The organism is Anabaena sp. UHCC 0204 (genome assembly GCF_009711975.1).
Lineage (GTDB): Bacteria > Cyanobacteriota > Cyanobacteriia > Cyanobacteriales > Nostocaceae > Dolichospermum.
In genome coordinates this window covers 89,569-103,450 of sequence record NZ_VIKW01000011.1, presented here as the reverse complement: position 1 = coordinate 103,450, position 13,882 = coordinate 89,569, and the positions used below count along the sequence as shown (strand labels likewise).

Genomic DNA, 13,882 nt, shown 5'->3' with positions numbered 1-13,882 from the left:
ATATTCAACTAATTGTTATAAAAATAGTTGTATATCACAAAGTTTATATACAACTAGTTGTCTATGTCAAGAAAGAATTATGAGTTTAGCCCATGCGATCGCCAGCATCTTGCTTCAGTCTCCTCGGACTGGTTATGATTTGAGCAAGGAATTTAATGAAAAAGTAAGTTGTTACTGGCAAGCCACCTCTCAGCAGATTTACCGAGAACTGGCACGAATGCAGGAAAAGGACTGGGTAGAAGTGGAAGTATTACCACAATCGGTTCGTCCCGACAAGAAAATCTATTCTCTCACCGATGCAGGTAGACAAGAACTAATTTCTTGGATTACAGAACCCTCGGAAGCAACTGCAATCCGTGAAGAATTACTAGTGAAAGTACGCAGTGGGTTTATCGTTTCTGAAGATATCCTCATCCGTGAAGTTGAACGACGCAAGCAATTCCATCAGCAGAAATTGGAGTCCTATCGCTCCCGCGAACTAGAATTTGGTGATCCAGATCATCTGTCTCGTCCGCAAAGACACATTTATCTCACCCTGCGGTGCGGGATTCGCTACGAAACTATGTGGATTGAATGGTGCGATGAAGCGATCGCCTCTTTACTAATGCAAAAAGAAGGTGACAGATAAAAAGAAGGCGTTCAGGAAGAATTAGAAGGAATCAATTGTTAATTATCACGCAGAAATAGCAACTTCGGGTTGATAGTAAATCCCTGCTTCTTTGAATCTTTGTAAAGCTTCACCCAAGCGATTATGGTTGAATTACAAAAATCTCCTCATTACGGTTTTTACGATAAATTTTAAAATCGCTATCTAAAGTCATAATTGCACTATTAGGTATTTGTTCAGACATTCTTACCAAACAAGCATCAGCAAAGGACATTGGTACAGATTCATAACGATTCATTAAATGTCTGATATTACTTGCTTCTCCTTGCAAATCGAAAGAGATCGTAATTACATTACCCTCAATCAATTCAACAATTCCCTGTTGAATATGAGGTAAATCACGAAAAAGAAAACAAGCTTCTGAAATCACAGCATCACAGGTGAATACAGGTAAATCAACCTGTCTCCATTGAGTTACAGCCCATTGATGAAAGCGATCAGATTTCCTGAAATAAGCAACTAAAACACCAGTATCGAGAATTATTTGCTGATTCATTTCTGCCCATATTCTTCCATATATTTTGTATTAAAGGAAAGATCATCTACCCCACCTTCAATAACACCTTCCCATTTTTTCAGGAGATCATGAGGAGAAGTTTTAGGATTGTTTGCAGTTGCTTTTTCAGGAGATTGATTAACTACGTCATAGTTTTCCTGAACTTCTTTATCTCTTAATTCAAATACCAGAAACTCAATAAAACGTAGAACTTGCTGCTGTTGATCCATAGGTAACTGCTGCATCGTAGTTACTACTTTTTCCAGAATTGTCATAACCTTAATTCTTTTGAGATTGTATATTCACCTTAATTATCACGCAGAAATAGCAACTTCAGGTTGATAGTAAATCCCTGCTTCTTTGAATCTTTGTAAAGCTTCAGCCAAGCGATCGCAATCTGCAATTAAACTAATTCTTACATAGCCTTCACCACCAATACCAAAGGCATTCCCAGGAGTCAGCACTACACCAGTTTGCTGTAAAACGTGCAATGCAAAATCGGTGGAATTCATCCCCAGAGGACATTTTATCCACAAATACATAGTTGCTTCGGTTTTGGGAATATTCCACCCTAATTTACCCAAACCATCAATTAAAAAATCTCGACGAGTGCGGTAACGTTGTTGCACTTCATGTAAATAAGAATCAGGAAGTTGTAAAGCGGTTTCTGCTGCTGTTTGCAAAGCGGAAAAAATGCCATAATCTAAATTGGTTTTGAGTGTCCGCAAACCTTGGATAACATGACGATTTCCGACAACAAACCCAACGCGCCAACCTGCCATATTATAAGTTTTAGAAAGAGTGTGAAATTCTACACCAATCTCCTTTGCACCAGGAATTTCTAATAAGCTTGTGGGTTGATAACCATCAAAAGCTAATTCTGCATAACATAAATCATGAACTAGGAGGATTTCATACTTCCGCGCAAAAGCTACAATTTCTTCAAAGAATTCGCGGGGGGCGGTGGCTGCGGTAGGATTACTAGGATAATTAAAATAGAGAATTTTGGCTTTTCTGGCCACTTCGTCAGGAATTGCAGCTAAATCAATTAACCAGTTATTTTCTTCTTTAAGAATTAAATTGTGAATAACTCCCCCAGCAATAATCGGTCCACGGAAATGGACAGGGTAGGATGGTGAAGGTACTAAAACAATATCACCAGGATTAATATAGGCGATCGCTAAATGTCCCAAACCTTCCTTAGAACCAAGTAAGGGTAAAGCCTCACTATCAGGATTAAGTGTTACACCATAACGGCGATGATACCATTGAGTAATAGCTTTGCGAAAATTAGCAGTTCCTTCAAATGGTGGATAACCGTGATTAGCGGGATTTTGCAAAGCTGCTATTGCGGCTTCTATTACTGGTTGGGGAGTGGGACCATCAGGATTTCCCATACCCAAATCAATTAAATCTAAGCCTTGTTCTCTAGCCTTAGCCTTTAATTCGTCCAAACGGGCAAATACATAAGGAGGCAATTTTTGTATCCGTTCTGCGGGACTAATCCAACTCAGACTCATTCTATAACCTCGAAATAAATAGGGAACAGGCAGGGGTGCAGGGGAGCAGGGGAGCAGGGGAGCAGGGGAGCAGGGGAGCAGGGGGCAGGGAGCAGGGAGCAGGGGAGCAGGGGAGCAGGGGGCAGGGGAGCAAAGGGAGAAAAAATTTTCCCAATCACCAATTACCCATTACCAATCACCAATTACCCATTTTTAATTTTTAATTTTTAATTTTTAATTGATTTGGTGCAGTAGTAGAAACCATTGCGGCCATTAAGTGTTCCAACGCTACACTAAACGGTAAACGGTGGATATCAGAATTAGGTTCTAGACTAATTTCCGCTGCTGTTTGTAACTCAGCCAGAGTGATATTACCTAATCCCAAATCTGTTAATCTTTGGGGTAGTCCAATCTCTGCATAAAACTTCAACAATTGCTGTCTTGCTGACGCTGCTAATTGATTTCCCTGGATCATTTCTTCTAACCGCAGTTGTACTAGGATACCATAAGCAACCTTCTCACCGTGAATGCTACCATGCCCGGAAATGTGGGTTAAACCATTATGAACTGCATGGGCAGCGACTGTACGACATTGCGCCCCTCCTAGTCCCCCAATTACCCCAGCTAGGAGTACAGTTGCATCTACAACTTCTTGCCACACTTCGCTACCTGGGGATTGTAAAGCAGCAGCGGACTTTTGTAATAAAATATCTCGTAAAACTCGCGCTTGTTGGACTGCGGCAATGATGAGAGTTTGTTGTAAATGTCCACTACTCACTGATGCTTCATACCATTTAGCGATCGCATCCCCAATTCCTGCTACTAAAGTCCGTTGAGGTGCAGTCTGAATTAAATTATAATCCAAAATCAGCAAATCAGGACAGCGAGATAAAGCTACATCATACAAAAACGCCCCTGTTTCGGAATATACATTAGAAAGGGCAGTCCAAGCCGCACAGGTAGCAGCAGATGTGGGAATTGTCACAACTGGTAATGTCAATTGGTGGGCGACTAATTTAGCCGTATCCAAGGCTTTACCACCGCCAATACCGATAATTAGATCAGCCTGATGTTCCTTGGCTGCTTTACGTAAAGCTGTCAAACTAGCTTCACAACAATCAGCACCATAAGAGACAGAAATACTATGTAATTTTGGGGATTGGAAAAGAGATTGTAAACTCTCTTGGCTAAGATTGAGAGTCCGGTTTCCTGTGATAATTAACGGACGAGTTCCTAAATTAGCAACTTCAGCCGCGACTATTGACAACACACCCGCACCGCGAATTACTTTTCCAGGGGAAACGCTGAGGCTAAAAAATGAGCTAGTGGTTTGAGTAGATAAAGTTTCAGTAGAATGTTGATTAGACATGATCACTATTTTGCCAAAACTATTGATATTACTTAATCAAATTTTAAAATAACCTTTATTGTATTATAGAAGACAAAAAAATATACAAATAGGTAATAGGAAAAATATACAGCAGAATTAAGGAGTCAGGAGCAGGGAACAGGGGGAAAAAATTTACCAATTACCAATTAATTCACTGTCACCCTTCGGGTTCACCAGTCGCTCATGGGGGAAACCCCCAAGACCGCGCTGGTTCACCTGTCACCTGTCACCTGTCACCTATGAAGCCGTAGGTTTTGGTAATTCAGCAAACTTGTCTAAATAAACTTCTACTGCCATTTCTGAATCTTCACGACTTGCTAAAGTGCGTTTTACTTGACCTAAGTACACGGGTACAGACAACCCTATTTCAGGGTGAATAATAGTGCGAGCGCGGACTGTCAGTAGCTTGTTTCCGCCACTACCTAAGCGACCATAAGAATAGAGATTACTAGCTGCTTGACGTAAAGTAGCTTCTAATTCCGTAGGAGTAATGTTTGGTGGGGTGACAATTACAGTTTGATTAGAACCGTTGTCATAAACTAAGGTGTACTTGACCGCACCGGGAATAACTGTGCGACTCAGGGGAACGAGAGAAAGTGAAAATAATCCCCCTGTCAGTACCAGCATAAAGCCTGTTGTTCCCACCAATCGAAAGCGGAAGCCCCATTTGAAAATGAAAGCCAGGATTGTCAAGACTGCAAATACTATCGTCGCAATCCCACACCATTGGGTGTATTGCAGAAAATTAGCTGTACTAGGCATAAGGTTTTAATTACGGACATTCCCATTTTACACTTAGGGACTATATCTATGAAATTTGGAAAGTCTCTACAATTTCGGTTTTAGACTTTTAAAACATCCTTTTCCGGAATGGGATTAGGTAGTTCATCTTCCATCTGGCGCAGGTGGGGATACAAATAAGCAATAAAGGTGACTAAGATGCTAAATATCCCCATAATCACAAACATCAAACCAATACCACGACCAGTCCCAACACCAATAAATTTTCCAATACTAGCTGCGCCTAAACCATCAGCAGCCATTAAAGGTTCAAAAACTCGGTCAGCTAGTGGTCCTGCTATCAAATAAGAAAGTGGCAGAAATCCCTGACTTACTGCACTGCGAAACGCAAAGACTCTTCCTTGCACTTCTGGAGCAACTTGCTTTTGGAAAATTACTTGAATTGCACCATTAATGATTGGAACCATCAAAAATATGAAGAAATCAGAGATAGTAAATAGAATAGGTAAAGGACGCAAGCCAGCTAAAACATAGAATAAACCCAAAAAAAACATCGAGAAAAATATTATATTGATCTGGCGTTTTAGTCCCCCCCAAAAGATCATAATTAAACTGCCGACTAACATCCCCGAACAAGCAATAGAAGAGATTGTCCCTAAACCTTGAACGGAAGTGAAAGAAAGTACCAAAGGTGTAGTTAGAGCTTCATCGAAACCGATGAGGAAGTTACTGATAGCAATAAATATTACTAACCCAATCAGTCCAGGCCGCTCAATCAAATAATTCCATCCAAAGGTGACTTCTTGCCAAAATGAAGAGAGGAAACCAATTTCTTCTGTATTAGTTTCTGCGATCTGAACTTCAGGGAAATTAACTAATAACAAACAGATTAGGGCAAAGCACAATGTTGCTAAATCAATAACAACAATTCCCGGAATTTGCACAGTTGCTAACAGCGCAGTCGCAATTGCTGGTGAGAGAATTTCCGCAATAGCCAACCTAATCTGCGTCATCGAACTAGCACGACCAAGTTGTTCTTTAGGTACGAGTAATGTAGTAGCGGAAGAATAGGCAAGCCCTTGAAAGGCACTGCAACCAGAACTAATAGCACTAATTAGGCACAAACTCCAGACTTCTAAATTACCACTAACAAATAACCAGGCAATAGTTAGGGTACACAGACCAGCGCAGAAGTCACTAATAATCATAATCCAGCGACGACTCCAGCGGTCAACAAATACTCCAGCAATGGGGGAGATAATAATCCCAGGTAAGCTCGTTGAGAGAATTAGGAGAGTGAACTGGGTAATTGAGTTAGTATGCTGGTAAACCCAAATACTTAGAGCAAAAGTGGTCATGCGAGAGCCAACCAGAGATAACACCTGGCCAACCCAGATCAAAATAAAAGCACTCATGCTTTGAGTTATCTCTCCTTCCTGATTGGAGAAATACTTGGTCCACCTAAATAGAGACAATCCAAATCTGGGCTGTTCTTTCAATTCTGGTGGGTTGTTTTTTAACATAGCAACATTGACTATTGGTTAATTTGTGGCCAGACGTATTTTAAAATGTAGCATTTATTTCTCATTTTCCTGCTATACGGCGGTAAGACCAAAATATTGCGATGATTTGGTAGTAAGGGCTTCAGCCCTTAAATGAGGACTAAAGTCCTCACTACAAACCTAGAATTATTTAGTCCGTTTTATTTATGCAAATTCAGAAACCTGGCTGTTTGGGTGTTGGACGAGCTGCTGAAGAATTTCCTGGTAATAACTAAACAGAAACTCGATGGTTTCATTTGTAAATAACTCCTGGCTGTACAAGACTTTAATTTCCATGGTGGGATTATTTACAGAAGGTGAAGAAACATAAAGTTCTAGAGGAATTTCCTGAACCCATAAGCTGCGATCGCGCTTAATTGATACAAAGTCAACATCTAACATCCAGTTATGCCAATTTTGTGGAGGTAACATAGTTAGGGATGCTGAGATATTCAATGGTTGTTTACTGGTGATAGCGTCAATGACTGTTTGAATAGCAATCTCTTTATTGTTGATTGCTTCTGTGAGGGTTTCTTGGGCTTGTTCTAAAAGATTAATTCCGGTTTGTTCAGAGTGAAGATAGGATCTCAAAATTACATCATTGATGAAGCAACCGAGCATTTTTTCAGTTTCCACCGCACTCCGATTACCAATAGTTGCCATTACTAAAATGTCGTTTTGTCCACTGTATTTGAACAAAAGTATATTTAAAGCAGTGAGAATGATCGCAAAGATGCTGACCCTTTGAGAACGGCAGACAACTTCGATTGATACCACAAGACTTGCTGGCAGAATCACAGAATAAATAGCTGCGCTGGTGCTTTTGTTACTCAACTGTAGCTGATTGCTAGATACCTGATCAGATTCTAGTGAAGTATTAGTTAGTTTTTGTAGCCAGTAAGCAAGTTGCTTTTCTATGACCTTTTCATTAAAGTATTGCCGTTGCCAGAGGGTAAAATCTGCGTACTGAACAGGTAATTCGGGTAGGGGTGAAGGTAAACCATTCATAAAAGCTGCATAGAGGATTCCTAACTCCTCCAACAACAGACCAAATGACCAGCCATCTGTGATGATATGGTGCATATTGATTGTCAACCAATGTTCTTCTGGAGTTAGTCGCAATAAACTGGTTTTGATGAGAGGGACTAAAGCCAGATCAAAATGGTGATTATATTGCAGCGCAGCTAGTCTTTCTGCTTCAGATATTCGCTCTATCAAGGGTAGGTTTTGTAAGTCTATAATCTCTAATGGGATAGTCAGAAATGGGGTAATTACTTGTACAGGTTGACCTTCTACCATCGTAAAACCCGTGCGTAATATTTCATGACGACGAATTATTTCATTGAAACTGGACTCCAACACAGTTGCAGAAAGAGAGCCAGTGAAACGTAAAATAAAGAAGCTGTTGTAGGCGCAACTTTCAGGAGCTAATTGTTGTAAATACCATATAGACTCTTGTGCAAAAGACAGGGGGATATAAGTGTCTCGTGCTTGAGGGACAAGGGGTGGTAAGGTATCAACTGTTATGGCATCCAGTTGATGTGCAATTATTACTTGACTAAGTTCGGCGATAGTCGGGGCTGTAAATAGAGAACGCAGGGGCAGAACTATGGAAAAATGTTCTTGAATGCGAGATATTACAGATGTGATCAGGAGAGAGTGTCCCCCCAATTCAAAGAAGTTATCATAGATGCCCACCTGCTCCCGATGTAATACCGTACACCATATTTCCGCTAATTTTGCTTCTAGGGCAGTCCCTGGGGCAACAAAAGCGGCTTCTAGTTCTGAATTTGTTGTTTCTGGCTTTGGTAAAACCAGCCGGTCAACTTTACCATTAGGAGTTAGAGGTAAGGTTTTGAGCATCACAAAAGCCGCAGGTATCATATATTCAGGCAGATGTTCTTTGAGAAATTGACGTAATTTGCTACTGGTCAATGTTTCTGTTTCGCTAACAATATAAGCCGTTAAATACTTGTTGCCTGGATGATCTTCGCGGACAATAACTACTACCTGCTGAACTTGAGGATGTTGGGTTAATACCGTCTCAATTTCTCCTAGTTCAATCCGAAAACCCCTAATTTTGACTTGAAAATCAATCCGTCCGAGAAACTGAATATTTCCATCGGGTAATAATTTAACTTTGTCTCCAGTTTTATAAAGGCGTTTTCCAGGTTTAAAAGGATGAGGGACAAATTTCTCGTGAGTTAATTCTTGACGATGAAAATATTCTCGCGCCAACCCATCACCACCAAGGTACAATTCTCCTGGTACGCCTATGGGAACAAGTTGGTGATAGGAATCAAGTACGTAAACTTCCGTGTTGGCAATTGGATGACCGATGGGAATTGTTTCCGCATTTGGCTCTACTTTTTCCACAGGATACCAAGTTGAAAAGGTGGTATTTTCTGTAGGTCCATATAGGTGTAATAAATTCTCAGGCGCACCTTTATTTATCGCTTGTCGTACCCAATGCGGATCTACAGCTTCACCACCAAATAATAAATAGCGCAAGGGTTGAAAGGCTGTTGGTACTTCTTGAATAATTTGATTAAATAGAGCCGTAGTCACAAATAGAGTATTAATTCCTGTAGTGCGGATACTATTGGCTAAATTCTGGGCTGATGTAACAGTATCTTGGTCAAGAATCACCAATTTTGCCCCGTTAAGCAATGCTCCCCATATTTCAAAGGTCGCGGCATCAAAAGCAGTATTTGCCGCTTGAGCTATGGTATCTTCTGGTTGTAGATGCACATAATCGGTATTGATTACCAATCGGACTACGCTCTGATGCAGAACACAGACTCCCTTGGGCTTGCCTGTAGAGCCAGAAGTATAGATTATGTAAACTAAATTTTCAGGTGTAAAATTATTAATAGGATTATGGGAACTCTGACTGGCAATACTTTCAATTTCTAAATCTTTATCCCAACAAATAATTTTAGTTTGCGGTTGCTCTAGGGTTAATGATAAATGTGGGAGTAATAAAGAATGAGTTAAGATAATGGGCATTTGTGAATCTGCCACCATGTAATTGAGGCGTTCTGGAGGATAGTTAGGATCAAGTGGCACATAAGCACCACCAGCTTTTAAAATGCCCAAAAATCCTACTATCATTTCTAATGAACGTTCTAAATAGACACCCACTAATATTTCTGGTTCTACACCCAAAAACTGCAAATAATGAGCTAGTTTATTAGCTTGTAAGTTTAATTGTTGGTAGGTTAATTGCTGATCTTCAAACACTAATGCCACTGCATCAGGTGTTCTGGAAACCTGTTCCTCAAATAATTGATGAATGGATTTTTGGGGATAATCAGTTCCCGTATTATTCCATTCAACTAATAACTGATGCTTTTGGGATGCTGTTAGTAAAGGTAATGTTCTAATCTGCTCTTGAGGATCTGCCACAATTGCCTCAACTAAGGTATGAAAACTCTCAATCATCCTGGCAATAGTATCAGCATTAAATAAATTAGCATTATATTCAAATGCACCTATCAATTCAGTTCCTGATGCTGAATCTTTTTCCTGCATTGATAAGGTTAAATCAAAAGTTGCCCCCGCTGTCGCTTTTGCTAATTCTATTTGTGTAACTTGTAAATCTCCTAATACCAGTTTTGACACCGGAGAATTCTGCAATACAAACATGACTTGAAATAAGGGACTATGACTGAGGTGGCGCTGAGGTTGGAGGGTTTCTACAAGTTGATCAAAGGGGATATCTTGGTGAGCATAAGCATCAAGTGCCATCTGTCGCACCTGTTGGAGTAATTCTATAAATGTGGGATTTCCTTCCAGACGAGTTCGTAAAACCAAGGTATTCACAAAGAAGCCAATTAATGGCTCTAACGCGACACGATTGCGATTACTAATGGGAGAACCAATGACAATATCTTCCTGACCACTGTAGCGGGAAAGTAAGATCACAAAAGCAGTGAGAAGTGTCATAAACAGGGAAGAACCCGATTTTTGACTGAGGCTTTTAAGTTTGTGAGTGAGTTGGAAATCAAATTGAAATTTCTGGAGATCACCGCGAAAGGTTTGAATTGCTGTCCGTGATTGATCAGTAGGTAATTCAATTACTGCGGGAATATCTGCTAATTGTTGTTTCCAGTAATCAAGTTGTGCGGTTTGATTTTCCAGCCATTGTCGCTGCCAATAAGCATAGTCGGCATACTGAATTGATAATTCAGCTAAGGGAGAAGGTAAACCCGCTGTCAAGGCTGAATAAATAACCGATAATTCTTGGAGAAAATTTCCTGCTGACCAGGCATCAGAAATGATGTGGTGCATTATTACTAATAACTGATGGGATTTTTCTCCCAATTGGATTAATGTCACTCTTAAGAGAGATGATTCAGCTAAATCAAAAGGGCGAAGATATTCATTAGTAATTAATCTTTGTGCTTCAGCCATTTTGTCATCTTCTGCTAATTCCTGTAAATCTATTACAGGTAAGGTAAATGCTAATTTATCAGCAATAATTTGGATGGGTTGACCATCGGTAATTCCAAAACTGGTACGCAGGGTTTCATGACGATTAATAATTGTGGCGATCGCCCCTTCAAGTGCCGTAAAGTTAAGTAATCCTTGTAGATTCAAGACTCTGACAATATTGTACGCAGGATTTGGTCCTTCCATTTGATCAAGAAACCAAAAACGCTGCTGGGTTAATGAAAGTGGTAATTCGCTATTTCGAGAAACTGGTTCTAAGGTTGGCAGTAAATTCTGAACAGAAGTGCCAATTTGTTCACTAAATGTGGCAATTGTTGGTGCGGCAAATAAACTGGCAATTGATAATTCTAGGGATAGTGCTTCACGCAATCTCGATATAACTAAACTTGCTAATAGGGAATGTCCACCCAATTCTAAAAAATTATCATGGATGCCAATTTTTTCGATTCCTAAAACTTCTGCCCAGATGTTAGCAATAATTATTTGTATAGGTGTTTGCGGAGGAACAAATTGACTTTGAATCGCCGATAAATCAGGCTCAGGTAAACTGTTACGGTCTAATTTACCATTAGGTAAAATTGGTAATTGCTCCATGACCATTAAGGTATGGGGAATCATATAATCTGGCAGTTTACTAGCAAGAAAATTGCGTAATTCTCCCAAATTAAAATCTTGATTATTGACTACGATATAAGCAACTAACCGCTGACCACCAGATACATCTTTTCTGGCAGAAACGACAGCTTCTCGAATACTAGGATGGAGTTTAATTACTGCTTCAATTTCTTCCAGTTCAACCCGCATTCCTCGGATATTTACTTGAAAATCAATCCGACCAAGAATTTCTAAATTTTGATTAATTGAATAACGGGCAACATCCCCGGTTTTAAAAAGTCGTTGTTGAGAATTAAAAGGATCAATAATGAATTTTTCCCCATTTGCTTCGGTGCGATTCAGATAGCCTCGTGCTAAGGTAGAACCCGCAATATGTACTTCTCCAGACTCACCAATTTTTACTGGTTCAAGTTGGGAGTTGAGTAGATAAATCTGCTGAATATCTGGGAGAGGATAACCAACTGGTACATATCCATCTTCAAGGTTGCAGTCGTCTGGAATGGGATAAAAACCATGTCCAATACTTTCTGTTTGACCGAGAATATTAAAAAACAGGGGTGGTGTTTTAAACAGGTTGTGTAACTTTTTAATTAGTTGATAGGGTAATAATTCGCCACCAAATACTATTAATCTTAATTTTGATTCGCTCAGGGCTTGTGTATATTTTGGCTCTAAACTTTCTAAAGCAATTAGTCCATATCTCCATACAGAAGGTACACCGTCAGAAATGGTAACACCACGTTTTTGAATTAATTCAAATAGGCTTAAAGGAGTTCTTGTTTGTTCACGAGTAGCCAGAATACTGGTTGCACCTTGGGATAAAGGTAAGAATAATTGTCTGACTGAAGCAGTAAAAGAGAAAGATGCTGTGTGCAGATAAATATCGTGGCTATTAACTGGTAATATTTTAGCGATCGCCTCAAGATAATTACAAACACTAGCATGAGGCATTTGTACTCCTTTTGGCTTGCCAGTAGAACCAGAAGTATATATTAAGTAAGCCAGGTTTTCTGCTTGTACTTCACTAATTGGATTTACTTGACTTTGTTTTTCAATCTCGTGCCAATCTGCATCTAGACAAATGACTGAGGCACTCATAACAGGAAGAATTTCTAGCCATTGCACGTTAGTTAAAAGAATTGGTAATTTGGTATCTTCTAACATAAATGCTAGGCGTTCTTGGGGATAAGCAGGATCTAAGGGAACATAAACTCCACCCGCTTTGAGAATACCAAGAATTCCTATTATTACTTCTAGAGAACGCTCTATACATAGACCCACCAATACCTCTTGACCTACCCCCATTGCTTGCAAATGATGTGCCAGTTGATTAGCTTTTGCATTCAATTCTCTGTAGGTCAATTGTTGGTTTTCAAATATTACTGCTACCGCGTCAGGTGTTTTTTCTACCTGCTCTGCAAAAAGGTGATGAATGCACTTATTTTGAGAATATCTCATGTTGTTATATCTATACTGAGTTTTTGCTGATTCTCTGTCTAATTGCTCGCAAAGGCTGTAAAACCATATTGGTGACACTATTAAATAAGGTTGATTCACCATCTGATAAACCAAAGTCCAATTTTTCATAATTTTTTGGTACATATAAAGAACCAAAAATCCAGTCCCAAAATGCGAAAATATAACCAAAGTTTTTATCATAATGTTTGGGATCTACACTATGATGAATTTGGTGTTGCGCTGGACTGATGAAAATATGGCTAATCCACTGAGGATAAGCTAACCAGATATGAGAATGACGCAAGTTATAACCTGCTAAATAAAAGATAAAAATCTCAAAGCTGACTCCATAAATTAATAGCTCTTTCATCCCATTACCAAATAAGTAGAACCAAATACCTGTTCCTAAACTGGACATTGTTACAATCGTCGTTGTACCTAAAAACATCTCAAATGGATGAATACGATATACCGTCAATGGTGTGAGGGCTTCGGCTGAATGATGTACTTTATGAAATTCCCACAAAATTGAGATTCTGTGAGCAAGATTATGGTAGAAAAAATTAGCAAAATCACCTAATAATGCTACAAAAATGCTGAATATGATATGATGCCACAATTGGGGATGCGTTAATAAAAAAGGTGTGGTGATTCCTGTAATTTGTGTGATACTTTCGCAAGTTATGTCGGCAATTTTTGCTACATATATTGTTGCTGGGACTACGAAAAATATCTCGAATAAAGAAATCAAAAAAAAATATTTGTATTGAGTAATAGATGAAGGATGTAAATAAATTTCTTTGGGTAAAAGGTATTCTAGTAAATTTTTCTCCTTGTCACGATTGGGTAAACCAAATATATATAGTATTGTCGCCAGTATTATAGTTGAAAGCAGATACAACCAATAAATTTGGGATGCTGCCATAAATGGCACTTTAAATGGATATACTATACGGTTGACTATTTCCATCATTAGTAAATTCAAAGATTTGATCCAATACCTGTAGATATCTTATTATT

The 13,882-nt window shown here is 39.3% G+C and carries 9 protein-coding genes; 1 reads left to right on the top strand and 8 read right to left on the bottom strand.

What is annotated here, in order from left to right; all coding sequences use genetic code 11:
* Positions 1 to 79 precede the first annotated feature (79 nt).
* Positions 80 to 628, top strand: coding sequence for a PadR family transcriptional regulator (locus FJR04_RS11730; protein ID WP_168494843.1), 549 nt, complete (start codon positions 80 to 82; stop codon positions 626 to 628).
* 121 nt (positions 629 to 749) lie between these two features.
* Here FJR04_RS11730 and FJR04_RS11725 read toward each other — a convergent pair whose 3' ends face one another.
* From FJR04_RS11725 to FJR04_RS11690, 8 genes are all read right to left on the bottom strand, one after another.
* Positions 750 to 1,163, bottom strand: a complete 414-nt coding sequence (locus tag FJR04_RS11725; RefSeq protein WP_168494841.1) for a type II toxin-antitoxin system VapC family toxin — start codon at positions 1,161 to 1,163, stop codon at positions 750 to 752.
* Entirely contained in the window at positions 1,160 to 1,438 is a 279-nt protein-coding gene (locus FJR04_RS11720) for a hypothetical protein (protein ID WP_168494839.1), read from the bottom strand. The genes FJR04_RS11725 and FJR04_RS11720 overlap by 4 nt, the downstream gene beginning before the upstream one ends.
* Before the next feature lie 39 nt (positions 1,439 to 1,477).
* On the bottom strand, positions 1,478 to 2,683 hold the full coding sequence (locus tag FJR04_RS11715) for an aspartate aminotransferase (RefSeq protein ID WP_168494837.1): 1,206 nt from the start codon (positions 2,681 to 2,683) through the stop codon (positions 1,478 to 1,480).
* A gap of 199 nt (positions 2,684 to 2,882) precedes the next feature.
* Entirely contained in the window at positions 2,883 to 4,031 is a 1,149-nt protein-coding gene (locus FJR04_RS11710) for an iron-containing alcohol dehydrogenase family protein (RefSeq protein ID WP_168494835.1), read from the bottom strand.
* Between the two features lie 258 nt (positions 4,032 to 4,289).
* A complete protein-coding gene (locus FJR04_RS11705) occupies positions 4,290 to 4,814 on the bottom strand; it encodes a Ycf51 family protein (protein ID WP_168494833.1) in 525 nt (174 codons plus the stop codon).
* Positions 4,815 to 4,894: 80 nt separating this feature from the next.
* Entirely contained in the window at positions 4,895 to 6,208 is a 1,314-nt protein-coding gene (locus tag FJR04_RS11700; protein ID WP_254445267.1) for an MFS transporter, read from the bottom strand.
* Positions 6,209 to 6,499: 291 nt separating this feature from the next.
* Positions 6,500 to 12,862, bottom strand: a complete 6,363-nt coding sequence (locus FJR04_RS11695; RefSeq protein WP_168494829.1) for a non-ribosomal peptide synthetase — start codon at positions 12,860 to 12,862, stop codon at positions 6,500 to 6,502.
* 10 nt (positions 12,863 to 12,872) lie between these two features.
* Positions 12,873 to 13,787: a sterol desaturase family protein gene (locus FJR04_RS11690; RefSeq protein WP_254445266.1), complete on the bottom strand. Its 915-nt coding sequence runs from the start codon at positions 13,785 to 13,787 to the stop codon at positions 12,873 to 12,875.
* Between the last annotated feature and the right edge of the window lie 95 nt (positions 13,788 to 13,882).